The sequence below is a fragment of the Bradyrhizobium sp. WU425 genome (assembly GCF_021052305.1).
Classification (GTDB): Bacteria; Pseudomonadota; Alphaproteobacteria; order Rhizobiales; family Xanthobacteraceae; genus Bradyrhizobium; species Bradyrhizobium canariense_D.
Map to the genome: position 1 here is coordinate 3,650,543 of NZ_CP088089.1, position 23,269 is coordinate 3,673,811.

Annotated in this window: 29 protein-coding genes; 27 read left to right on the forward strand and 2 right to left on the reverse strand. The window is 59.6% G+C overall.

Annotated elements, in window-relative coordinates:
- Positions 1 to 6: 6 nt before the first annotated feature.
- Complete coding sequence (locus tag BcanWU425_RS17635) at positions 7 to 657, reverse strand: hypothetical protein (RefSeq protein ID WP_231190755.1); 651 nt, start codon at positions 655 to 657, stop codon at positions 7 to 9.
- Between the two features lie 82 nt (positions 658 to 739).
- Positions 740 to 1,546 (reverse strand): helix-turn-helix domain-containing protein, encoded by an 807-nt coding sequence (locus BcanWU425_RS17640; protein ID WP_231190756.1) that lies wholly within the window; start codon positions 1,544 to 1,546, stop codon positions 740 to 742.
- A 710-nt stretch (positions 1,547 to 2,256) separates the two neighbouring features.
- Between BcanWU425_RS17640 and BcanWU425_RS17645 the strand changes: the two genes are divergently transcribed.
- From BcanWU425_RS17645 to BcanWU425_RS17775, 27 genes are all read left to right on the forward strand, one after another.
- Positions 2,257 to 2,682 (forward strand): hypothetical protein, encoded by a 426-nt coding sequence (locus BcanWU425_RS17645; RefSeq protein WP_231190757.1) that lies wholly within the window; start codon positions 2,257 to 2,259, stop codon positions 2,680 to 2,682.
- Positions 2,683 to 2,800: 118 nt separating this feature from the next.
- The gene (locus BcanWU425_RS17650) at positions 2,801 to 3,136 is read left to right on the forward strand and encodes a hypothetical protein (protein ID WP_231190758.1); all 336 of its coding nucleotides are present in this window, start codon (positions 2,801 to 2,803) and stop codon (positions 3,134 to 3,136) included.
- Positions 3,133 to 5,307, forward strand: a complete 2,175-nt coding sequence (locus BcanWU425_RS17655) for a bifunctional DNA primase/polymerase (protein WP_231190759.1) — start codon at positions 3,133 to 3,135, stop codon at positions 5,305 to 5,307. The genes BcanWU425_RS17650 and BcanWU425_RS17655 overlap by 4 nt, the downstream gene beginning before the upstream one ends.
- A gap of 609 nt (positions 5,308 to 5,916) precedes the next feature.
- The gene (locus BcanWU425_RS17660) at positions 5,917 to 6,159 is read left to right on the forward strand and encodes a hypothetical protein (protein WP_231190760.1); all 243 of its coding nucleotides are present in this window, start codon (positions 5,917 to 5,919) and stop codon (positions 6,157 to 6,159) included.
- A gap of 528 nt (positions 6,160 to 6,687) precedes the next feature.
- The gene (locus tag BcanWU425_RS17665) at positions 6,688 to 7,032 is read left to right on the forward strand and encodes a hypothetical protein (protein WP_231190761.1); all 345 of its coding nucleotides are present in this window, start codon (positions 6,688 to 6,690) and stop codon (positions 7,030 to 7,032) included.
- On the forward strand, positions 7,029 to 7,643 hold the full coding sequence (locus BcanWU425_RS17670) for a DUF6362 family protein (protein WP_231190763.1): 615 nt from the start codon (positions 7,029 to 7,031) through the stop codon (positions 7,641 to 7,643). Before BcanWU425_RS17665 ends, BcanWU425_RS17670 begins: the two co-directional genes overlap by 4 nt.
- 623 nt (positions 7,644 to 8,266) lie before the next feature.
- A complete protein-coding gene (locus tag BcanWU425_RS17675; RefSeq protein ID WP_231190765.1) occupies positions 8,267 to 9,565 on the forward strand; it encodes a hypothetical protein in 1,299 nt (432 codons plus the stop codon).
- A gap of 898 nt (positions 9,566 to 10,463) precedes the next feature.
- On the forward strand, positions 10,464 to 10,802 hold the full coding sequence (locus tag BcanWU425_RS17680; RefSeq protein WP_231190766.1) for a hypothetical protein: 339 nt from the start codon (positions 10,464 to 10,466) through the stop codon (positions 10,800 to 10,802).
- A gap of 35 nt (positions 10,803 to 10,837) precedes the next feature.
- Positions 10,838 to 11,533 carry a phosphoribosyltransferase gene (locus BcanWU425_RS17685; RefSeq protein WP_231190768.1) on the forward strand — a complete coding sequence of 232 codons (696 nt, stop codon included), beginning with the start codon at positions 10,838 to 10,840 and terminating at the stop codon, positions 11,531 to 11,533.
- Positions 11,530 to 11,880, forward strand: coding sequence for an SLOG family protein (locus BcanWU425_RS17690; protein WP_231190770.1), 351 nt, complete (start codon positions 11,530 to 11,532; stop codon positions 11,878 to 11,880). The genes BcanWU425_RS17685 and BcanWU425_RS17690 overlap by 4 nt, the downstream gene beginning before the upstream one ends.
- A gap of 65 nt (positions 11,881 to 11,945) precedes the next feature.
- Positions 11,946 to 12,275 (forward strand): DUF5681 domain-containing protein, encoded by a 330-nt coding sequence (locus BcanWU425_RS17695; protein ID WP_231190772.1) that lies wholly within the window; start codon positions 11,946 to 11,948, stop codon positions 12,273 to 12,275.
- Positions 12,276 to 13,583: a PBSX family phage terminase large subunit gene (locus BcanWU425_RS17700; protein ID WP_231190774.1), complete on the forward strand. Its 1,308-nt coding sequence runs from the start codon at positions 12,276 to 12,278 to the stop codon at positions 13,581 to 13,583.
- Between the two features lie 58 nt (positions 13,584 to 13,641).
- A complete protein-coding gene (locus BcanWU425_RS17705) occupies positions 13,642 to 13,869 on the forward strand; it encodes a hypothetical protein (protein WP_231190776.1) in 228 nt (75 codons plus the stop codon).
- Positions 13,866 to 14,510: a portal protein gene (locus BcanWU425_RS17710; RefSeq protein WP_231190778.1), complete on the forward strand. Its 645-nt coding sequence runs from the start codon at positions 13,866 to 13,868 to the stop codon at positions 14,508 to 14,510. Before BcanWU425_RS17705 ends, BcanWU425_RS17710 begins: the two co-directional genes overlap by 4 nt.
- The gene (locus BcanWU425_RS17715) at positions 14,510 to 16,234 is read left to right on the forward strand and encodes a portal protein (protein WP_231190780.1); all 1,725 of its coding nucleotides are present in this window, start codon (positions 14,510 to 14,512) and stop codon (positions 16,232 to 16,234) included. Before BcanWU425_RS17710 ends, BcanWU425_RS17715 begins: the two co-directional genes overlap by 1 nt.
- The gene (locus tag BcanWU425_RS17720) at positions 16,231 to 17,019 is read left to right on the forward strand and encodes an FkbM family methyltransferase (RefSeq protein ID WP_231190783.1); all 789 of its coding nucleotides are present in this window, start codon (positions 16,231 to 16,233) and stop codon (positions 17,017 to 17,019) included. The genes BcanWU425_RS17715 and BcanWU425_RS17720 overlap by 4 nt, the downstream gene beginning before the upstream one ends.
- Positions 17,016 to 17,195: a hypothetical protein gene (locus tag BcanWU425_RS17725; RefSeq protein WP_231190785.1), complete on the forward strand. Its 180-nt coding sequence runs from the start codon at positions 17,016 to 17,018 to the stop codon at positions 17,193 to 17,195. Before BcanWU425_RS17720 ends, BcanWU425_RS17725 begins: the two co-directional genes overlap by 4 nt.
- Positions 17,192 to 18,526 (forward strand): glycosyltransferase family 9 protein, encoded by a 1,335-nt coding sequence (locus tag BcanWU425_RS17730; protein WP_231190787.1) that lies wholly within the window; start codon positions 17,192 to 17,194, stop codon positions 18,524 to 18,526. Before BcanWU425_RS17725 ends, BcanWU425_RS17730 begins: the two co-directional genes overlap by 4 nt.
- The gene (locus BcanWU425_RS17735; protein ID WP_231190789.1) at positions 18,504 to 18,800 is read left to right on the forward strand and encodes a hypothetical protein; all 297 of its coding nucleotides are present in this window, start codon (positions 18,504 to 18,506) and stop codon (positions 18,798 to 18,800) included. The genes BcanWU425_RS17730 and BcanWU425_RS17735 overlap by 23 nt, the downstream gene beginning before the upstream one ends.
- Positions 18,800 to 18,988, forward strand: coding sequence for a hypothetical protein (locus BcanWU425_RS17740; protein ID WP_204511471.1), 189 nt, complete (start codon positions 18,800 to 18,802; stop codon positions 18,986 to 18,988). Before BcanWU425_RS17735 ends, BcanWU425_RS17740 begins: the two co-directional genes overlap by 1 nt.
- A gap of 3 nt (positions 18,989 to 18,991) precedes the next feature.
- Positions 18,992 to 20,107, forward strand: a complete 1,116-nt coding sequence (locus BcanWU425_RS17745; RefSeq protein ID WP_204511470.1) for a hypothetical protein — start codon at positions 18,992 to 18,994, stop codon at positions 20,105 to 20,107.
- 12 nt (positions 20,108 to 20,119) lie between these two features.
- A complete protein-coding gene (locus tag BcanWU425_RS17750; protein WP_204511469.1) occupies positions 20,120 to 21,091 on the forward strand; it encodes a DUF5309 domain-containing protein in 972 nt (323 codons plus the stop codon).
- Positions 21,092 to 21,160: 69 nt separating this feature from the next.
- Positions 21,161 to 21,553, forward strand: coding sequence for a hypothetical protein (locus BcanWU425_RS17755; protein ID WP_231190791.1), 393 nt, complete (start codon positions 21,161 to 21,163; stop codon positions 21,551 to 21,553).
- A 12-nt stretch (positions 21,554 to 21,565) separates the two neighbouring features.
- Positions 21,566 to 21,859: a hypothetical protein gene (locus BcanWU425_RS17760; protein WP_231190793.1), complete on the forward strand. Its 294-nt coding sequence runs from the start codon at positions 21,566 to 21,568 to the stop codon at positions 21,857 to 21,859.
- A complete protein-coding gene (locus tag BcanWU425_RS17765) occupies positions 21,859 to 22,188 on the forward strand; it encodes a hypothetical protein (protein WP_231190794.1) in 330 nt (109 codons plus the stop codon). The genes BcanWU425_RS17760 and BcanWU425_RS17765 overlap by 1 nt, the downstream gene beginning before the upstream one ends.
- Positions 22,185 to 22,838 carry a phage adaptor protein gene (locus BcanWU425_RS17770; RefSeq protein ID WP_231190795.1) on the forward strand — a complete coding sequence of 218 codons (654 nt, stop codon included), beginning with the start codon at positions 22,185 to 22,187 and terminating at the stop codon, positions 22,836 to 22,838. The genes BcanWU425_RS17765 and BcanWU425_RS17770 overlap by 4 nt, the downstream gene beginning before the upstream one ends.
- On the forward strand, positions 22,838 to 23,269 hold the full coding sequence (locus BcanWU425_RS17775; RefSeq protein WP_204511464.1) for a hypothetical protein: 432 nt from the start codon (positions 22,838 to 22,840) through the stop codon (positions 23,267 to 23,269). Before BcanWU425_RS17770 ends, BcanWU425_RS17775 begins: the two co-directional genes overlap by 1 nt.

Consider the following 23,269-nt stretch of genomic DNA (forward strand, 5'->3'; position numbering starts at 1 on the left):
CCGCCCTCAATTCACGCCATGCTCAGCTAGGACGGCGGCAGCGGTTCGCATGATGTGCTTTAGATCGCCCTCGTCCGGGCTAAAGAACACGCCGCGCATTTCGCCGCGACCGGCGTAGGCCAGCCACTCCGCGACTTCTGTCATGGTCTGAGGCTGATAGTTGACAATTGCTAGCTCGGCCACACTCCAGGCCTTGTGAGCCCGGCCCATGTGGCGCTTGGCCTCGCGGAGCGCTTTCGGCACGGCCCGCTTACATGCGCGCTCCTGACGATCCCAATCGGCAAGCCGGCCAGCGAAGCACTGTTCCACTTCCGCTCGCGTGTCGTCGGTGCTGGCCTCCGCCAGACGCGTAGCGCGGTCCCTCTCGATCGCTTCGCGCGTGGAGTAAAACCAATCGTAGGCCTCCATAACAACGTCGTCGTGGCCTTCGCGGATAATCCGGCTCGGGCCGGTCCGGCCTCCGTAAACCTTCGGCCGGTCGGGCTTGGTCCGATTGTAATCAATCGAAAGCCGGTCCTCGATCGAACCCCACTTCTCGACTTCGGCAACCGCGGCGTTGAGGCGGGCGATCAGAGCAGTCAGGCCGCTTTGTGCGGTAGGGCAGGCAAAGTTGATGACCGGTGCTTGCTTCCGGGATTGCTGTGAAGATGCTCGCATGACTTGGGTCCCCGCCGTTGTTGGCAGGAACCATCATGCGCTTTTTTGCGCATCTAGCAAGGAAAATTATCGCACGCGCCGATTAAATGCGAAAATTCACCCCTTCAAAATCTCGCGTCATGGGGCGGATTGCAACTATCACCTTGTATTCGATGACATATTGCGACGTGTCCTTGCTAAGCGCCACGGTGCCGTCCGGGCGGGTTTTCCCCAGATAAGCGTCTGGGCCTACCGTCTCCGCGATCAGCCACATATCGCCTTTGGGGCTAACTGCCAGTTGGCGAACGCTAAGCTCAGTTTTGCCGGTGCCGTCGTCCTTTGTGACCACAAACCAGTTGCCGGGCTCTAGCTTGTCGTTTTCTGGGTCGAATTTCGAGCCGACCAGGATCGTACCAAACGGCAGCTCCATCCCTGGGTGATTATCGCTTGTGTCCTCCATCAAGAAGCCCAGCAGCCCCTTGCCCCTGAGGGCAGTCGGTAGAGGGATCGTGACGAAAAACAGCTCCTCAGAGGCCCATCTGTGGCTCTCCTTATAGCTGTCCTTCTTTATCGACGCCGCCACTCGCACGATGTCGAGCGCGAATCCGTCCGGCCGTGGTGCGGCCAAGGCCTCCACTTGGCGTTGACCAATCCGGCCGATCTGGATCTGGAATGCGGCCTTGAGCACCTTGTCCACGGTCCGGCCTGTCAGGCTCTTATCGCTGCCGGCGCCCAACAGAAATTTGTTGATCGTGGACGGCGAGACGTTCGCGGCGCGGGCCAGTTCGGTGGGCGTGATTTTCAGGAAGTCGCAGGCCTCGCTTATCCATAGGCGCAGCGCATCCGGGCTGAAATCGGTTGGCGGCTTTAGTTCCGTCAACGGATGGACTTCCAAGTCAGGTAACGGCATCGTGAGCAAATTCCCCCTTGCTCGCGGCACTATGTCAGAAATTTGGTGGGGGAACAGGCGATAGTTTTCGCATCTGGGCTTGTGTCAGGCGCAAATACGCCTATATTGGAACAATGAACGTCGGAGCTGAAATCGTCCGGATCGAGCAACGCGCCCAAGCTAGGCGTGTCTCTATTCGCTCGATCCTGCAAAAGGCAGGCCTAGCCACGTCCAATTGGGCTCGCTGGAAGAGCGGCAAGACAAGCCCGTCCTTCAAGACATGGGACGAGGTTTCCCGCGCTGCCGATAGCCTCCTCAGTGAAGAGTGTAATTTAGTTTCCGGTAATACTGCTCTCCGTGGTGCTTCACCATCACGGCGTCCCACTCCCGGAACAACTCAACGGCCCGGACGCGCTCCGGCGTTGGTTGGGAGGGGCGAAGAGTGAGCGGCTTCGGGCGCATTTCCAATTCCATTTCTGCCCCTGCCGGGCGGACGGACGCGCGGGGGATTGCGTCCGTCCGCCAAGTTCAACCGAGCGACGGGGCGTTACTCGGTTGGACAACGACCGCGGCAGTACGCGGGGGCAAATTCAATCTGCCGCGATCGTTAATCGAAATCTCAGTGTCGGACAGCACAACCCGCCGTGGTCGCCAAACTTTGCCGGGTCGCTCGTCCTCGAATGCGTCGCCGTTAAGCGCTCGCTCTCCTGAACAACAGGAAAGCAGATGCCATGTCGGAAAACTCCGAAAAGCGGTCGGAAGCCATGACTAGTGAAGTTGCGTTGCGTGAAGCGTCGAACCTGATCCGGCAGCTAGCAGGGGATGGCTGCCCAGGGGAGTCGGTGAAGTCCATACTTCGGCGCCTTGAGCGTCGCTTAAAAAATTGGACGCCGGCCCGGGTCAAGTCGATTTGGTATGCCGATCCCCGCGTAGCAATTCGAGGGGAGGAACTGGAACAGTTGCGGGGCTTAGTTGAGCCCCGCAACGATGGGGCAAACCTGAATGAGCTTGAAGAGCTTCGATCTACTGTGGCGCGCCTTGCAAAGTATGAAAGCTTGCTTGAGCACATCAACGCAGAGTTTTTTGGCCCGGAAATTTCTGCGACGCGCGATCAGCTTGGGCAAGCGCGCAGCCTTCTGGGAAAGGGCCGCGTTTGACTACGATCCCGACCTGAAAGACGCGTTAGAGCGCGAGAGCAAGCGAGGTGATGGCTAGATGCCGAATCCTCGCAAGGCTTCCGCACGTCTCCAAGAACTATCGGCTGCGAACGATCGAATGTCGCAAGCCGATAAAAAATTTTTCGAGAGATTTTCTGATCGGCGCCATCGCATTCGCCTCGCACACAAAGCAGAGGTTGAGGCCGGCGCCGTCGTCAATGGCAAGAACAATACATGGCTGCCGCGTGAGTTCAAGCATTTTGTAGCGGTGAAATCGCTTTCGCCGGAATGCCGCATCAGACTCGGATTCATCGGAATGGAAGGCGCCGAAACAGATTTGAGCGAAACAAGAGCAGCCGCGATCTTTGAAGCGGCGAAGTCGATCAACCCTGAGGCCTCACTGATTGAAGAGCAGTTCGTTGAAATGCTCGCGAAGATCGGGGGCGATCGATGAACGCTCCCGTAGCTGCCAATGCAGGCCTTATGCTTCGTCACGCTCTCGACTATGCGGAGCGCGGCTATCCCGTTTTCCCATGCAGCAACCGCACGAAGGCGCCCCTTCCTCCAAAGGATACGGACCCTGAGACGGGCGAAGAGATCCCCAACAGCGGAGGATTGCGCAAAGCCACAACTGATCGCCTGCAAATCACGGAGTGGTGGACGATCTGGCCTAACGCAATGATTGGCGTTGCTACCGGCGAACGCGCCGGCTTTTGGGCGATCGATCCCGATGCGCCGAAAGGTCCAGGAGACCCGGACGGTCGGCAAGAGCTTGCGCGCCTGCAATTGCAAAATGGGAATCTCCCGCCGACGCATACGCATCTAACGCCCAACGGCGGCAAGCATATGTTGTTCCGCTGGCGCAACGACAAACCGATCACAAATCGCGAAGGCGGGTTGAAGCGGAAGGGAATTAATGTCCGCGGTGAAGGCGGCTATCTGATCTTCCCGCCGTCGCAGTTCTTTACGGGGAAGTCTTACGAGATAGAAGAGCCGCTTGATTGCTTCAGTTTCGCGGACGCGCCCGAATGGCTCTATGACCTGATCTTGGCGAGACCCGAACCCAAGATATCGGACATGGCGCTTTCGACGGTGCGCCGTCCTGATCGCGTGGGCGACAGCTCCAGGCGTTCAGCATACGCGGATGCCGCGCTGGATCAGGAAATCGGCAAGCTCGCCAGCGAAACGCCGCGCAACCGCAACAACCAGCTCAACGCATCAGCTTTCAGTCTGGCCCAGCTCGTCGCTTCGGGCGACCTGGACGAGCGGACCGTCACCGAACAGTTGATGCAGGCGTGCGCTCAAAACGGCTTGCTGCAAGAGGATGGGACTCGGGGTTGCATGGAAACGATCAAGAGCGGCTTCCGTGCCGGCCTCCAGCATCCGCGGGAGATCAAGGACCGCCCCGGATATGGCGAGCACACTCCATTTTCAAACTCTCAGAATGGGAGGTTGAGGAGCGATCAGCCGGAACCGGCGAAACTTCCTGAGATCATCGCCACGCCTTACCGCCGCGTAGACCCGAAGACGATCCCGCTCCGCGATTGGCTCTATGGGCACCTTCTTATCCGTAAGTTCGTAACCGCGACCGTATCGCCGGGCGGCGTCGGCAAGTCGTCGTTGGTCACGGTGGAGGCGCTGGCGATGGCATCGGGCCGCGATCTGCTCGGCGTCACTCCGAAGCGGCGGCTTAAGGTCTGGCTCTGGAATCTGGAAGATCCGCAGGAGGAGACCCAGCGCAAGGTGGAGGCGGCAGCGCTGCATTACGGCTTGAAGCCTGAGGACACGGACGGTTTTCTATTCATGAATAGCGGACGAGACACGCCGCTAGTTACCGCCCGCATGGACCGCAACGGCGCCGTGATTGTGGAGCCAGTGGTCAATGCCTTGGTTGAACAGTGCATCAAGAACGAAATCGACGTTCTGGTTATCGACCCCTTCGTTTCCTCGCATGAAGTCCCGGAAAACGACAACACGTTTCAGGACAAGATCATCAAGGAATGGGGGCGCGTTGCCGATCGGGCCAATATCGCCACTCACTTGGTGGACCATACCCGCAAAATGGGCAGCCTGGAGTCCGAAGTCACCGTAGAGAGCGCCCGCGGCGCCAAGGCAAAGACTGACGGCTGCCGGGTTGTCCGCGTCGTCAACCGTATGAGTGAGGACGAGGCAGGCCGGGCCGGAGTCGAGAACCGGCGCCTCTACTTCCGGACCTTCCTGGATAAGGAGAGCATGGCGCCGCCGGCTGAGAAGTCGGATTGGTTCAAGCTCGAAAGCGTGGACCTCGGCAACGCCCCGAGCAATCTGCAATTTGGCGATAGCGTCGGCGTCGTCGCTGCCTGGACGTGGCCCGATCTGATGGACGGCGTAACCGCTTCGCTGGTCGATCAAGTCTTTGAGCGGATCAAGAGCGGGCGCTGGCGCGACAATCATCAAGCGAAGGATTGGGTTGGCGTTGCGGTCGCCCAGGTCATGAACCTTGACCTCGACAACAGGGGACACAAGGCCAAGATCGGCGCGCTCCTTAAGACATGGAAAGCCAGCGGCTCCATCGTGATCGTTGAGGGCAAGGACGAGAAGGGCAATCTCCGCCCGTTCGTTGAGGTGTCCGAGGCCCAGCAATGAGCCCTTACAAGGCTTTCCCCACCACCGGATTAGGTGGGGAATTGGTGGTGAGGAAGCCAACTCCCTGCACTCTGCCAGCGCTCCCCACCACCGTTTCCTCACTGAAAATCACGGTGGGGGAAGAAACCCGGAACCGACCACCACCACCACCTAACTTGTTAGGGGGTGGGGTGGTGGTGAGGAGAGGGCTGGCGAGCCCTCACTGCATAAATCGCGGTGGGGAAAAGAAAGGATCTGAATGAGCCAACCGAACAGCGAATATCCCGAGAGCCCAGGCTTCAAGGCGGACGGCCCCTCTCAAGAGGCGGCCAGGTCGATTGCGGAGACAGCGAAGAACTTGCGCGCGAGAGTTTTGCGCGAGATCGCGGAGGCCCCCAGGGGCCTCTCGGCTGATGCAGTGGCGGACAGGCTTGGTAAATCGGTCCTCTCGGTTCGGCCCCGCGTGTCGGAGTTGCATCGATCGGGGGACATTCGACGGAGCGAGGGCCGGGTTAAAAATTCGTCCGGGCTGAGCGCGACCGTGTGGGTGATGTCGCCGCCGCTTCAACCTTCCGGCCGAGAGTAGGGGCGATGGGAGATCAGCAATCTTTGCGTGAGCAGGCGTCGGCAATGATCGAGCTGACGGTTCGGGAATTTCTCCAGACCACGACTATCCCGCTCCCGTGGCCCAACGATGTTATGGACATGATCGAAGGCGAGACGATGAAGGCCGCGCTGGCGATGTTCTTTCGCTGCACGCCCGCGATGGATGCCGAGGATCTGGCGGATTTGGTGTCCCACATTGGACGGGAGACGAAGCGATTTGCACTCAGCGGCCGAGAGCGCCCTTCCGGAAAATGGTCGCTGCAATGAGACAGTGGAGGGAAGAGCCCGGAGCCTGCCGAGGACGTGAAGCGCTTCTATTGGCAGAACTACGGCTTGGCCGTGATCCGGATCGATGACGAGTCGGTCCCATGGGATACGCGTGAGTTAGTGCGCCAGTACATGGCCCGGCAGCATGGACCTTGCCGCATTGGAGAAGCCAAAGCGTGATTAGCGAGCAGAACGAACCGTTTGAATGGGTTGCAACAAACAAGGACGTAATCGTGCCTGAGCAGAGAGCTACCGCAGTCTATGTCAATCGTTGGGGCCAGGCTGTCATTCGACAGGAGCGCGCGTGGGATGACGAGGCGGATACCTTCGTGATTGTCGATCACGCCCATTTGCCGGACGTAATCCAAGCCCTTCGCGATATCGCAGACGTGGAGCCGGCTCGGGACATGGAGGAGCCTCCGCGGATCATGGCGACGGAGGCCACTCTACAGCCCGAGAGTCCTGCGTAGGGCCTCGAAAATCCTAAGCCTGACAGAGCTTTGCGCATTGACAGCAATAGAGGACCAGATGACCGAATTTGAGCAACAGTGCCCGAATTGGCGTGAGGACGTTACCGGAATGTGCGCAGCCGCGCTGATGGCAGTTGCGGAGGATGAGAATCCGCTGCCATGGCCGGAGGGGTTTGTCTGCGACCTTGAAGCCAGCGCGGCCGGCTTCGCCGCGAAGATCTTTGAGCAATTCACCCAGGACCGCGTGGTTGCATTCGAGGTGGCTCAATTCGTGCGCAGTGAGATTCGCCGGTTGGTCGGAGCGGTGAACGATATGGCTCGGGTGGAGCGAACCAGGCGCGCGCTCAGGCCGGCAGTAACCGGGTTCGAGGCCACGGCGCGGAATGGGGAGGCGCTGAATTGAGCAGCACCAAAAGGCTTCATGCATCACTGAAAGCCGTGGTGAAACGCTCGATTGTCGTCATGGACGCGATGTTGGACCCGGACCGGCGCTTTCTACGCGTCGCGTGCTCGATGGGGCCAGTCTGGGCTCAGGCGATCGACCAGGCGGAAGACGCTTACGGATATACCGAGACGCGCGTTCGCTTCATTCCGACCGCGCGCGAGATTGCCCAAGCCGAGACCGTGGCCGACTGGCTGAGCTGGTTGGCCCGCGAGAAGGGAAGGGAGTGCATTCGCCTCCTGACCTCTTGGGCTCGGGAAATGCCGATCTGGAAGATAGCCGACCTGGAGCGGTGTTCGGAGCGATCGGTTCACAACCGCATTGACCGGCTGGTGGCGGCAATCCTGAGCGAGTTCGGCGGCGTCTCTTCTGAGATTCCGGACCAGACCCAAGAGCGCCCCGGCAGGGCGCATCCACCCAACTTTATGACTGAGCGCCCCATGCCCTCCGACGCTGGCGAAATCTCGCTCGCGAAAGTGTGGATTGGCGGCGTCGGCTTCATGAAGAACGGCAAGCGCCTGCGCAACGGCCAGGAGAAGATCAGCGAAAGGATGGTGGCAAATGGGCGTTGATATTGAAGCCTATCGCTCGGTGATGGGCGCGGCGCTTAAGAGCCAAGGGTATGCGTGCATTTTCGTTGTTACCACAACTGACGGCAACCCCTGCCGTCTCAACTACGCGACGGACCTTCTAGGCGCCGTGAAGCGGCTACGGCGCACGTCTCCGGCTCAGCTCATTGTCCAGGACGTTGTTTGGCTGCCAGATCGCAGCATGGCGATGCTGGTAGCGGAGCACGTCCGGGACGACCTTGAGCGCCATCAAGCGGCGGGAGGGTGGCTAAGCCTGCCGGCGTCGCAAGTTGCCGAGGCCGTGCGCAACGCGACGGAAAGGCAGCATCCCGGCGTGATTACGTTCGCCCATGCTCAGCTCATGGAGCGGTGGACGCACGCGAGTAGTCAGCCGGCGCAAGAGCGTGGCAGTCGGCGCCGGACCCGTTCGCGACCGGGGAAGCGCGCTCGCATGGCTGCCGCTGCCCCCTGAGTCAACTTGTCGCAGGATTAAATGCAAATCGGTACAAAAAGGTCTTGCGATGCAGTCGCTACCCGAATATAACCCTGTGCATCATATTCAATGCCGAATTACGCCCTGGGCCTCTCGCCCGGGGCTTTTTCGTTTTGACCTGACGGAGGAGCGCATGGCCGAAAGGAAGCGCTCCCGCCGCGGCCATGCAATCGACAGCGCGACGCGAGAGAAGATCAGCGCAGCCAAACGCAAGTGGACAGATGCGGATTGGGATGCTGCGGTAGAACTTATTGCAACCAAGCTCGATATCTCTCTCACGACGATGAAGCCGGGCAACCTGCCCAGCTATCACTCGGTTTGCAAGCGTACCGCGACGGACGCCCGCTTAAAGGCGTTGCTGGACGACGCCAGGCGGCGCCGGAGGGAAGCGTTCGCCGCTGCCGGCCTCCGGTGGAGGGGCGCCAAGGACACTGCGGTAACGTTCGCCTCTGGGGTGAAATACGGTCGCGGGCTCCGATACAGTGACGCGGCCTATTCAGAATATCTCGCCAGGCTCAAAGCTGACGAAACAGCAAAGAGCCTCCAAGACGCTACCAAGCTTTTCTGGCCGGGGCTGCCGGCGTTCCACTCAGTCATGCGGCGCCACAAGGACGCGTTGCGGCAGATCCTGCGCGCAAGAGGGCTACTGAAGTCGCCGGGCGGCAATCGTCAGCCGGTATATTCGGAAGAGACTTACGCGACGGCTGTAAGGCTCATTTCGACCATGAGCCTATTTAAGTATTCCAGGCATCGGGAAGCGAACACAGCCGAGAGGCTGCCTAGCGCCCAAGCGATTTTCAAGCGGGCCGATCGGAATCCGGAGTTCGCTGCGCAGCTCTACAGCGTCCGCCCCAAGGCGGAATGCAGCGAGCGGGCGACTTTCCGATACAGTGACGAAACATATGAGGCGGCTATCTCCAAGATCGGGGAGGCCGGATGGAATGCGTATCTTGCCGAGCGTGAGCCGGGTGTTTGGCCCAGCCTTAATGCGATTTACAAGCGGACGCGTTCCGACAAGGGATTTAAGGCGCGGCTGAACGGTAAGACGCGGGAGCGCTATCGTCTCAAGCGCCAGCTTAAGGGGCTAACTGCCAAGCGCCGCAAGAATGCGCCGGCAACACGACCGGACGGCCAACTAGGCTTCCTGCTTCTACAGCAAGAGGCCTACCGCATCGCGGACGGCTTTGTTCCTCGGCATTATGATCGGTCGGACCGCGACGATATCAAGCAGGATATTGTTGCAGCGGTTTTGACTCACGAGATCGAGATTGACGAAATTGGCGAGAACGCCAAGTGGTTCATCTCAGAGCACTTCCGCGGGGGTGTGTTCTCCTCGGGCAAGTTCGCATCGCTAGACGCGCCTGTTTTTGAGGACAGTGATGTTGCGTTTGTCGATCGCCTGAGTTCCGACGACTACAGCCATATCGGCTAGGCCATGTTTAGGGCTGGCGAGATGGCGCGGGTGAGCGGGCGCGTGGTCAAGGTGTGCTCGATCGACAGTTATAGCGCGGAATGCGTTTGGTTTGATTCTCGTGGCCGGATACATACGGCAAGCGTTGACGTTGCTTCGCTCGCCTCAATCTGGGTAACGCCCAAATCAATGTGGCCGGAGATCAACGAAATGCCAGATACGCTGGTTGCGGAACTGGAAGCTCGGGCAAAGCAGAGGCGGCGGGAAAAACACCGAAAGCCGAGGCCTAGCCTGAAGATCAAGCGGGCCTGATTCGGCTGAGCCGAAAGAGCGCAAGAAATATTTTGTTACTATCAACCTTTTCCTTTTATCGGGGATAGCGGTTGTTTCCGTTGCGAGTCTTTCCGCCATAGTGCCTATGTTCCGAGTGCTTCGGCGGGTTTATGCGAATTTTAGTTTTCGGAATTAAACCTGTTTGTAGCGCCTACGTTGTGCGTTGCGCCGGAGTGGCGCCCGGGTGGATAATGTAGGTGATTTGCAGCGTCGCTACCCGGAAAGGCCCGGATGCTGAAGAGGTGGAAGTCGCCACTTCGTGATGGCATGGAAAGAACCGGGAAAGCTAGGCTTGGACGACATGGCGGCAAGTGATTTGCCGGCTAGAGATTTGTGCGGGACACATGATTGCACGGGCATCCTTGACGGTTAATGCGGCGGGCAAGCTGGCTCTTAGCGTGAAGAGCGGGCGCCGGGCGCAAGAGGTTTTCGAGATCAGCGAGGTTGATCTTGCTGAGATCGTGACGCGCGGCAGCCTGGTTCTTGCTGGCAGGCGGTACGCCTCAGTGATCCCGGCGACAATGCCACTTAAGGCGCGTGAGACAAGCGCAGCAGCCTAGCTGTGGAGCATTCGCGGCAAACGGAAATGTTGCGGCTGTTCGGTGAATATCGCGCGGAGCAGGCCGGTTCTCTCGACTACGAGGGCAAGCGCAACACGGACAACGCCGATCTATTCGAGGCGATCATTCGCGAAGTCTATGAGGGCGTGACGTTCGTTGCGGCCGGCCACCACGTCATGTTTACCCGTGAGGGCCATCCGGTCCCGGGCGAAGTGGCTAGCGCCGACACGTTGATTTTTGACCATGCCATTGCCCGCAAGCTTTGGGGCGATGACTTCAAGGACGTTCTGGCGAAACTGGCTTGTGAGCCGGCGCCAGCTCGGGACGCTTTGCTGCGCAGTCTGTACTACGGGAGACAGCCATAGATCTGGCGGACCTGCGGACCGCGGAGAAGCGCTATTTGAAAGCGCGCCGCTTCTGCCTCAGGTGTGCAGAGCGCGGCTCCAGGACGGCTTCTAGCATCGTCGGGCGAATCAGGCCGGACGAGTCCTTGCATTGGGACCGGCTCAACTGGATAGCGCTCTGCAATGAGCACGGGGATGGGACCGAAAAGAATAGTACCGCGGAAGAACCATTCTTTCCTCTGACTTCGCGTCGCGCGCTGTATTCGCGCAAAGGCATAACCTGGGCCGCGGCTCGGGCTTGGCGCAGCGATAGCAAGAAAGCGGATATCGAGTGGTTGAAGGCCGCCAAGGCGTCGCTAGATCCCCGCGCGATCGACGGCGGCGCAGATGACGTTTCAAGGCTCGCTGGCGACCTATTCGGGGCGCTGAGCGGCTGGACAGTATCGAGCACGGCAGTAGGCCACTCACGGCGCCCTGACAGTTTCGCGGTGCGTTTAGCTGAGGGCGTAGCGGCCAGGCTCAGCCTTCCATTCGTGAAGGTCTTTGCCGATCGTTTCGTTTCTGGCGTCTCGCATCCGAAAGAATTTCGCAACCTGCCTCCGTTGCAGTTGCAGTCCGGAATCGGAACGCCGATATTGCTAGTTGACGACGTAGCGACCAGCGGATGGCACATGGAGGAAGCTGCAAACGTATTGCGGCCCTTCGGCTATCCCGTGTTTGGCTCCGTCTGGATCAGCGGGGCGGTCAAGTGAAGGTCGCGGTAGTCGGCAGCCGTAAGCGGAAAGACAAGGGCGCAATCGTTGCCCTGGTTGACGCATTGCCGGCCGGCTCCATCGTGGTCTCGGGCAAGTGTGAAGGCCCCGACGAATGGGCAGCGGAAGCCGCTCGGGCTCGCGGTCTTGAAGTGTGGGAATTTGAACCGGACCTATCCGGATGCAAACAGCGCTTTGAGTACACCAAGCGTTATTACGAACGAAACCAGCGCGTAGTGGACGCCTGCGACAGGGTGGCCGCATTCGTTGCGCCAGACCGCAAGGGCGGGACAGAAGACACGATTAGACGGGCGGAGAAGGCCGGCAAGCCGGTTGATCTGCACTAATGCCCTTGCTCCGAATCCTTCGGAGTGACCCCGCAAAAAGTGACAACCGATAGCTATGAAGAACCATGCCTTTTGAACCCGGCACTAGCGGCAATCCAGGTGGCCGAAAGAAAGAGAAAAAGTTCACGAACGCGCTAAACCTCGCCTTGGCCGAAGAGATCGACAAGGACGGCACCAAGACAACGAAACTTCGCGTCATTGCTGACCGGCTTGTAACCGAGGCCATGTCTGGCGAGAGCTGGGCTATCCAACAGGTCATGGACCGGATCGACGGAAAGCCGCCGCAAGCGATTGTTGGCGGTGACGAGGACGACGCGCCGATCAAGATTGAGAAGATCGTTCGCGAGATCGTCCGCGCTCCATCGCGCGAAACCACGGGCGAACCGCAAGGCTAAATGCCGGCGCTTCATATTCCAACGGCCGAAGTTTTCGAGCCGTTGCTTAAGCCTGCCCGCTACAAGGGAGCGAAGGGCGGGCGCGGCTCGGGCAAGTCGCATTTCTTTGCCGGCCTCCTGGTTGAGGACAGCGTAAGAGAGCCTGGAGACTTTGGCGAAGGGCTGCGGAGCGTTTGTATCCGCGAAGTGCTGAAAGACCTTAAGGACAGCGCCAAACTCCTGATTGAGGACAAACTGGCGCAGTATCGCCTTGGCGCCGCTGATGGCTTCAAGGTCTATCGCGACGTTATCCAGACCCCGAAAGATGGCCTTATCATCTTCAAGGGAATGCAGGACTACTCCGCAGAGTCGATCAAGAGCCTTGAGGGTTTCGGCCGCGCCTGGATCGAGGAAGCGCAAACGTTGAAGGTCCGGAGCCTATCGCTCCTGCGACCGACGATCCGCCGCGAGCGTTCAGAGATTTGGGCGAGCTGGAATCCACGGCGCCGGCAAGACGCGATCGATGATTTTTTAGTTGCACACAAACCGGAAGACTCGGAGGTGGTCACTGCCAACTGGCAGGATAACCCGTGGTTTCCGGAGGTTCTGGAGAAGGAACGCCTTCACGATCTGGCGAACTATCCGGAACGCTACGGGCACATTTGGGGCGGGGAGTACGCGACCATTTACGAGGGAGCTTATTTCGCCACCTTGTTGGCGGAAGCGAAAGAGAAGGGCCGGATTGGCGTTGTCGCCGCTGATCCCTTGCTGCCGCTCCGCGCGTTTATCGATATCGGCGGCGCTGGCGCTTCGGCGGACGCCTTCACGATCTGGATAGTCCAATGGGTTGGACAGCAGATTAGGGTGTTGGATTATTACGAGAGCCGCGGACAGGTTCTCGCGTTTCATGTGAATTGGCTGCGCAAGAACGGGTATCAGGACGCAATCCTTTACCTGCCTCATGATGGCGTCGCCACGAACAATATTACCGGCAAGCGGTATGAAGATCACTTGCGCGAAGCCGGTTTCAAGGTTGAGCCGCCGATTAAGAACCAGGGCCGCGGCGCTGCAATGATGCGTGTTGAGGCACTGCGGCGTCTCGGGCCTCAGTTGTGGTTCAACGAGAGCACGACGGAGCCAGGCCGGGAAGCGCTGGGCTTCTATCACGAACGCAAGGACGAGGCGCGCAACATCGGCTTAGGCCCGGACCATGATTGGTCCTCGCACGCGGCGGACAGCCTGGGCCTGATGGCGATTGCCTATGAAGATCCGGAGCGCGCCGCGAGCTTCAATAAGAAAATCGACTATCCGGACTTTGGCTATGTCTGAGCCAGTCAAGCAGGTTGCGGTTCATCTGCGGCGCCCGAGCGGAGACGATCCGGGCCAGGTGACGACGGCCTATTACGTCATTGAAGGCGACACGCTTGTTTTGACCCGCGCGAACGGAACGCCGGTCGATCCTGAGCGATTCCGCCACAAGCTTATGCCCGGAGACGATCCGGCAGCAATTGCCGGCGTGCTCGGCAAACAGGTTCGGCGCGAAGCGCTGAAGACCACGGAAGAGCAGGAACGGTTTTACGCCCCGCTCGATTACGGAGTTTCAGACTTCATATGACCGACAAGGACAAGGACGAGCCGAAGCGCATGGAGCTGGACACACTCCAGGCCATGTTGAGCGCGGAGAAGTCAAACGCGCTTGCCGGCCTGAATGCGTCCTCTCTCGCGTCCGAACGAGCCGACGCCATGGCCTACTATCTCGGTGACATGGAAAAGGACATGCCGTCACAGCCCGGCAGGTCCAAGACGGTATCGACCGACGTTGCCGACACGATCGAGGGCCTAATGCCCCAGCTTATGGATATTTTCGCAGGCTCGGACGAGGTTGTTCGGTTTGAGCCTGTCAGCAAGGAAGACGAAGAGGGAGCGCAGCAAGAGACGGATTACGTCAATCACGTTTTTATGCAGCAAAACCCCGGCTTCATGATCCTCTATTCGTTCGTCAAGGACGCGCTCCTGCAAAAGGTCGGCGTGGTCAAGGTGTGGTGGGACGAGCGGGAGGAAGAGACCCGGGAAACCTACTACGACATGACCGAAGAGCAGTTTGGGTTGCTTGCCCAGGACGTAGCGGACTCAAACGGCGCAATGGAGATCGTTGCGCATACGGCCCGCCCCTTGGACAGCGCCGCTATGATTGAGAACAGGGCAAACATGGAGGCGCCGCAGGGAGCCCCTGCGGACCAAGGGGCGGCTTACTGATGGACGCCATGATGCCCCCGACGATGGCGGCTCCCGCGCCTATGCCCGCTCAGCAGCCGCCCGCAACCATGCCAGTGCCGGCGGCTCCGCCGATGGTTCATGACGTAACGATCGTCACCACGCGCAAGCTTGCCCAAGCGAAGGCGCTAGGGGTGCCACCGGAAGAGTTCGGGATTGAGCGCGACGCCCGCGACGTTAAGACGTGCAATTACTGCTTCCATGAGATCGTCACCAAAACCGAAGCGCAGTTGATCGGGGAGGGCTATGACGAGGATCAAATCAAGGCCCTGGAGCCGTACACTGGCCGGACCGATATCGAGACGACGGAGCGCGATACCGTCCAGGAGCACAGCGGGGCGGGGGACGGTCTAAACAGCGCCTCACGCCTGGTTAAGCTCACTGAGCACTATATCCGCGTTGACTATGAGGGGACGGGCCGTCCGTGCCTCTACCAGGTCATGACCGGAGGCGATCAAGGCGAGATCCTGCGCAAGGACGGCAAAGAATGCATTGAGCCGTTTGACACGATCCCGTTTGCTGCAACCACTCCGGTTCCGATCACACATCGCTTTATTGGCCGCTCGATCGCGGACCTGGTGATGCCGCTCCAGCGCGAAAAAACCGCCATGAAGCGGGGGGCGCTCGATAACCTTTATCTGCACAACAACCCCCGTGTGGAGGTTGGCGAGGACAAGGCTGGCCCGAGCACGATCAACGACCTTTTGGTTTCCAGGCCGGGCGGCGTGGTCCGTACCAAGTCGATCGGCGCCCTGAATTGGCAGACGACGCCGGACGTTTCCGGCTCCATCTTCCCCATGCTCCAGTATCTTGACGCTGAGCTGGAGACCCGGACAGGCCTTGCCAAGCAATCCCAAGGGATTGATGCCAACGCGCTGCAAAACCAGTCGGCAACGGCTGTTGCTCAGGTCTTTAGCGCCTCGCAAATGCGCGTGAAGCTCATTGCCCGCCTGATGGCGGAAGGTGTGCGGGATATCTTCGCGCTGATGCATGGCACGATCCGCAAGCACGGCCAGCAAGAGCAGACGGTCAGGCTCCGCAATAAGTGGATTCAGGTCAACCCGCGCAACTGGAAAACGCGCGATGACATGACGATCAATGTTGGTCTCGGGACCGGCAGCAAGGCGCAGCAATTCGCTCAGACGATGGCGCTAGCCAACGTCCAGGAGAAGTTGGTTGCTGGCGGCAAGACAAACCTGGTCAGTGATCGCGAGCTGTACAACACGGCGGCCGAGCTGAGCAAAATCATGGGCCACAAGAATCCGGACCGCTTCTTTAAGGACCCGGACGAGAAGGGGCCGGACGGCCAACTGGCGAACCCGCCGGCACAGCCGCCGCCTGATCCCAAGCTGGTTGCAGTCCAGGAGAAGGCCAAAGCCGAAATGGCGAAGGTTCAGGCCCGCGCTGCGATTGAGCGTTTGCAGGCCGAAGCCGATATCGCGGTGCAGAACCGGAAGATTGATAGCGAGATCGCGCTAGCTCAGCAGAAGGCGGACCTTGAGGCGCGGCTTGCGCTCCTCCAGTACGGCCTTGACGAAAAGTCCAACGAAGGGAAGGCGCTCTTGCAGCATCAAAAGGCGATGCATCAGGAACGCAAGCACGAACACGACACGGCCCGAGCCGAGCTAGATCTTGTCGGCAGGGCCATGGATCACGAAGCCCGGCAGGTTGAACGGGATCAGCCGCAGGACGGAGCGGCCGAATGATCGCCTTTTGCTTGGTCTCCTCCGATCACGGGCCAATGCTCGTCAATCGCATGGACTACAACCATGCTCATACCGGCGACTTCTACGGCGTCGGTGCGCAGATCATGGAAAACGGGTGTTACGATCCGTTGGACGTGGCGAATTTGAAGAATCTTCTCCGCCATCGGAGGCGGTATTTCGGTGACGGTGTAGTGGCCCTGGACGGTGGCGCCAACATTGGCGTGCATTCCGTCGAATGGGCCAGGTTCATGCGTGGTTGGGGCTCTGTGCTCGCTGTGGAGGCCCAAGAGCGGGTGTTCTACGCGCTGGCGGGAAACATCACCCTACAGAATTGCCATAACGCACGGGCCTTGTGGGCGGCGCTCGCGGACGTACCGGGCGAATTGTCCTTTCCCGAGCCGGACTATACGCAGCAAGGCAGCTTTGGCAGCTTTGAGCTGAAAGCCCGCGCCGGCACTGAGTACATTGGGCAGCCGATCGATTACGGGAAGCCGACGACAACCGTTCGGCAGATCATGATTGACGGCCTCGGGCTGGATCGCCTGGACCTTCTCAAACTTGATGTGGAAGGCATGGAGGCGGAGGCGCTAGACGGCGCACGCGAGACGATCGCGCGTTGTCGGCCCATCCTCTTTATCGAAACCGTCAAGTCTGACGGGGACGCGATCGGCGCCGCGCTGCGCAATGAGGGCTATCGCGTGTTCCCGAACGGGATGAACGTGCTTGCCCTCCATGAGGCCGACAAGACGCTGCAACATATCGAGACCGTGAAAGAGGCCGCGTGAGCATTCACACATTGCGCGAAGCCGGCTTGCCCGGCCTAACCATGGATTACGAGGAAGGCGGCAAGGTTCAGGTTTACCGGATGAACGGTCGCGTTGTCCGCGTCGGCCCGGTGGCAACTGATGCCGAGATTATCACTGCATTCCGCCAACAGGACGAAAAGGACGTGGACGCGTGAACGTCGAACGTTACCGGGCCTTTGCCGCGAAGCTTGTTCGCAACCCAAGCGATCCCGTGGCCCTGGTTGAGCAGTTCGCCAACATTTCGGAGGCGCGGGTGAATGGCCGGCACTATCTGCCGATCGCGCGGCGTGCTTACGAGATCGCTCCTAACGATCTGAGCCCGGTTTTCAACTACGCTTCGGCGCTCCATCGTGCCGGAGAGTTCGGCAAGGCCAAGGATCTATATCTGCGCTGCCTGAAAGTGGCGGACCTGGATTGGATGCCAAAGGTTCTGCATCACTGCGGCGTCGCTTATCGCGCGCTGGACGAGAACGAAAAGGCCGCGGACTATTATCAGCGGGCCTATGACCTGGACCCGAACCCGGAATATTTGAAGGATAGGGCGCTGGCGTTGCTGGCGGCCGGCAAGCTCTATGACGGCCTCAAGGCTTACGAGGTTCGGCGGGAGTGTGCGGCCCGAAAGCTCGAGAAAAACGGCGGCAAGCTGGTTTCTCAGCAGAAGTTGCCCGATGGCGTCCAGCATTGGCAGGGCCAAGACTTGAACGGCAAGACGATCGTTGTTTATCATGAGGAAGGTAGCGGCGATTTTATCCAGTTTTGCAGGTTCATTCCGAAGCTGAGGGCGCTAGGTGCGGCATCCATTTACATTTGTGGGCCTGTTCCTAACCTGCTTGATCTTGTCGCGGACAATATCGCCGTGGATGGAATCGTTCCTCTCTCCGGCCCGTTTGATTGTGATTATGTTATTGGCAGCATGTCTCTGCCTTGGCGTTGCGGTGTTGATTATTCCGAGGTTCACGGCAGGCCGTATTTCAAGGCGGAGCCGGCGCAAATCCCGCTGAGGGGTAAGCTCAACGTCGGCTTAGTGTGGCGCGGCAATCCTGACTATGGGCAGGACGTTCACCGCTCGATGGCCTTCACTGAGTTCTGCCCGCTGTTCGATATGCCGGACGTGGCGTTTTACTCGCTCCAGGCCGGCGCGCCTAGCCTTGAGGTTACTCAGCTCGGGCTTGACGGTTTCGTGGCGAACCTGGAGCCGCTTGCGCAGAGCTGGCGGGATACCGCTCGGCTGATCCAGGCCCTAGACGCCGTTGTTTCGGTGGACACGGCTGTTGCGCATCTTGCCGGCGCTCTCGGCAAGCCCGTTTTCATTCTGACGACCAACGCAAGCGATTGGCGGTGGGATCGACGCAGCCGAAAAACGGATTGGTACGACTCGGCTAGCGTCATTCGACAGAAACGGCAGGATGAATGGTGGCCTTGCATAAACTTGGTGCGGGCAGGCCTCAAATGGATGGTTGAGAATGAACGAAGACGAGTTGCATAGCGCCGCGTCTCGCGGTTCCCATGCAGACGGCTTGCTCAAGGACGAATTGCTGAGCGAAAGCTTCTCCAAGCTGGAGGAGGCCTACATTGCCGCTTGGCGATCGACCAACATTGAAGACGTCGCAGCGCGGGAAAAGCTTTTCCTCGCCATCAACGTACTCGGCAAGGTGAAGGAACACCTCGGGAAAGTAGCCGCTAATGGCGAGCTGGCTAAGGCTGAGGTTGAAGAGTTGGTTCGCGCCGCTGAGCGAAAGAAGCGGTTCGGCATTATCTGATGAAAAAAATCAGCTCCGTGTTCTCCATGCTTTTTCTGGAGGTCGCGGGCGGTGACGTGTTGGCGCTCAAGAGGTTTATGGAGCGCGAAGGATTCACGCATTCGACGTTTGAGCGCTTGGCGTCGGATGGGGTTTCAAAACTTTACAGGCTCTCAAAGCCGGCTGAAAGCCGCCCCAACAAAGGATAGTTTATGTCTGACGAAACCAGCTCGCCCGCTGGCAGCGAACCCGTGTCTATTCCCCTCGCTGCCGACGCTCCCGAGTCCATGAGTTTTGAAGATGCCGTTCGTTCCCTGCGAACGGACCGCGAGAAATTGTCTGCCCCTGCCGAGAGCGCAAGGCCCGCCGCGAGCGAAGAGCCTGCGACCGCAGAAACGGAATTGGCCGAAGAGGCCGATAGCGCTGCCCCTCCCGAAGAGGAACCCAGCGAGGAAGTGGAGCCCGAAGCGATCGAACCGGAGGAGGAAGCTCTTCCCACAATCGAGGCGCCCAGGTCTTGGACGAAGGACGAAAAAGAGCTTTTCAAAACGTGGCCCCGTGAAGCGCAAGAGTCTATCGCGCGCGTCGCCTCCACGCGGGAAGCAGAATTTCGCCGGAGTCAAAACGAGGTCGCTACCAAAGAGAAGGCCCTAGCGGACCGTCTCCAGGCAGCGGACCAGGCTAAGCAACAGTTCGAGGCCAGCGTTAAGGATCACATGCAAGCTCTCGAAAGGGAGCAGCGTCGAGAGTTCCCGGATATCAAAACCTGGGACGACGTGAAGGTGATGCAGGCGACAGATCCTCTCCGCTACCAGGCTTGGGACCTTCACCAAAAAGAATTGGCGTTGGTTTCTAAGCAGGCGGCAGAGGTCAAGGAAAGTCAGGAAAGGGAGTTCACGACCAAATGGACGGAGCACGTCCAGAAGGAAAATGAACTTGCCGCGAACGACATTCCCGATCTTCGCCACCCTGAAAAAGGCCCCGCTCTGATTAAGCGGGCAGCAGATCGTCTCCAAGAGATCGGTTTCAAGCCGGATGAACTACAGCAGTTGGCGGATGGGCGAGCTTCAATCTCCATCTACGACCATCGGCTGCAACGCCTCATCCATAGCGACTTGAAGCTAGCCGATATCGAGCGAGCGAAAACCGCTGCCGTGCGCAAGCCTGTCCCGCAAGTCCAGCGCCCCGGCGCTGCACGCCCCGCAACCGCGGGTTCGGTGCAGCAAATCCAAGCCCTTGAACGTCAACTCGCAACTGCGACCGGAAGTCAGGCCATCAAACTGAGTGCGCAAATCCACGCGTTGGAGCGCAAGGCCGTCCGTCGCTAAAAGGACAGAACCATGACTCTCGCTACCTCTGCTTTCACGACCTATGCCGCGATCGGCAATCGCGAAGACCTTTCCAACCGCATCTATCGCATTGATCCGACCGAAACCCCGGTATTCTCCGGTATCGAAAAGACCAAGGCAGCCGCGGTCAACCACGAATGGCAGACCCAGGCGCTCGCCGCGGCCTCCACGTCGAACGCCCAGCTCGAAGGTGACGACGGCTACGCCGCCGACGTTGCTACTCCCAGCGTCCGCCTCGGCAATATCTGCCAGATTTCGCGCAAGACTCCGCGCGTGACCGGCACTCAGCAGGCGGTGAAACACGCCGGCCGTGACGACGAGATGGACTATCAGAAGATGCTCAAGGGCATGGAGCTTCGCCGCGATATCGAGGCCACCATTACCGGCGCGAACCAGGCCAAGGTCTCGGGTGCAACCACGACCGCGCGTAAACTCGCGGACATGCTCTCCTGGATCAAGACCAACACGGACAAGGGCGGCGGCACGGGCGCTGATCCGACTGCCGCGGACGGTACGTCGCTCCGCGTCGATGCCGCTACCGCGAACCAGCGCGCGTTCTCCGAGAACCTTCTGAAGAACGTCCTCAAGAAGTGCTATGACAACGGCGGCAAGCCCACCAATCTCTACATGGGCAGCTTCCAGAAGCAGGCATTCTCCCTGTTTACCGGCCGCGGTACGCCGATGCAGGACCAGGCCGACAAGAAGATCACGGCGGCGGTGGACGTGTACGAGTCCGATTTCGGCAAGCTCAAGGCCGTTCCGGACCTCTTCATGCGGACCCGTGACGTGCTCGTTCTCCAGAACGATATGTGGGCTTACGCGCCGCTCCCCGGCCGTAACTTCCTGTCCTACCCGCTGGCGAAAACTGGCGACTCGGACGCGAACACGATCCTCTGCGAGTACACGATTGAGGCCCGCAACGAGAAGTCCTCGGGCGGCATCTTCGATCTGACCAGCTCGTAAGGTCATTCATCGTCGTCAACCTAACTCGGGCGGCTCTTCGGGGCCGCCTTTTTCTTTTTGGAGACTTGAATGGCCCTTCCTTTTGCTCATCCTCTCACTGACGAAGCGCTCAGCACCACGGCGGTCAGCGTCGCCACGGGCGTTGCGGGCGTGATCCGCGCGCCCTTCAAGGGCAAGCTGATTGCTGTTGGCACCATGATCGGTTCCGTGATCGCAACCGCTGACGCAACCTGCACGGTCTCGATTGCCGGCACCGCAGTAACGGGCGGCTCGTTCGTCGTCGCGCTTTCCGGCACCGTGATCGGAGACCATGACTACGCTTCGGTTTACGATCCCAACGCCAACGCGGCGATTACCGGCGCCAACCTGGTGAACGAGAACGACGTTATCAAGTTCGCGTTTACCGGCTCCGGCACTGGCGGCGGCAACGTTCATTGCTACGCCGTGGTCCGCCTCGGCTAAGGGGGTGTGTTCATGACGAAGAATACTCACGGCAATGTCGCACGGCTCGGGACCGCTCAGAACGCGACCTATACGACGACCGCGGCCAGTCCCGCTGCGGCAGTCGGTGCGGGTGTCTCGCGGGTTCGCGTGCTCGTCACGACCGACGCTTGGATCACGGTTGGCAAGAATCCGACCGCGACCACTTCGGCCAGCACTTACCTGCCGGCCCTCACTGCGGAATATGTGATCGTCAATCCCGGCGAGAACGTCTCTGCGGTCCAGGTCTCGGCTACCGGCGTCCTCAACGTGACCGAGGCCGACTAGTGACCGTCGAAACCAAGCTTTACCTGGACGCGAGCGCGAAGAGCTTCACGTTCGTTCGCGTCCAGGACGTTGAACCCATCCTGGAGCTTAACAAGCGGCAGCGCGCTAATCCCTACACAAGCGATTTTGGCAAGCACGTTGCGCGCATCCCCAACGTTATCATGGAGCGCTGGCTTCATGAGGAGCTGGACCGCGGCAACGTCGGTCTCCGGCTCTATTCGGACGAGTTTGACCGCATCATTGAACGCAAGCTCCAAGATCCTGATTGGGCTTACTTGCGAACGGACGCCCCGGCCACGCGTCGCGGCTGGATCGGTGACAGCGCATGACCACGATAACCGACTACACGACCTTGCAGGCTGCCGTTATCGAGTATCTGGCCCGCGAACAGGACACGACGCTAGTTGCCCGTGTCCCGAGCTTCATCCAAATGGCGGAGGCGAAGTTCAACCGGCTTCTGTTTTGCCGGCAGATGGAGAACCGCGCCACGGCGCTGGTTGATACCGCAAGCACGGAGCCCGAGTTTATCTCACTGCCGAGCGACTTCCAGACTATGCGGCGCATTCGCCTTTCTAGCGTGCTGGGCAAGCCGTGCCTGGAGTATCGCTCAGGAACGCAGATGGACGAATACCGCGCCAGCATCGCGAACGCGTCCGGACAGCCGGCTTACTTCACGATCCTGGGGGACGAGATTGAGTTAGCGCCGACGCCGGACGCTGCCTACACGGTGGAAATGGTCTATCGCAAGACCGTTCCCGATCTAGCGACCAACAGCACCAATTGGCTGCTTACGATGGCGCCGGATGCCTACCTTTACGGCGCGCTCTTGGAGGCCTCTCCAGCGATCAAGGCCGACGATCGCATTCAGGTGTGGGGCGCCGGGTTCTCCAGCGCGATCGATAGCCTCAACGGACTTTCTCTAACCTCTGAGTTCAACGCCGGGCCGCTCACGGTTCGGGTTTCGGGACAGGTTGTCTAATGGCCGCATTCAATAAATTCAACTGCTTCGTGCTCGATGTCGCGAACGCGCTTCATGACATGAAGACGGGCACGGCTCAGGTCTACAAGGTTTACCTGACCAACACGCTGCCGGTCGCAACGAACACGGTTTACAACACGCCGGCCGATCTCTCGACCGCGAACGGCTACACGGCGGGCGGAACGACCGTTGGCACCATCACGGGCTCGCAGACCTCCGGCACGTTCAAGTTTATCGGCGGCACTGATCCCGCCTGGACCGCATCGGGCGGCTCAATCGGGCCATTCCAATATTCCGTGCTCTACAATTTCACGTCCGCAACGAAGCCGCTAATTGGCTGGTGGGACTACGGCACGGCTATCACACTGACGAACGGCAATACCTTTACGGTCGATATCGATCAGACCGGCGGCATTTTGACGATTACCTGA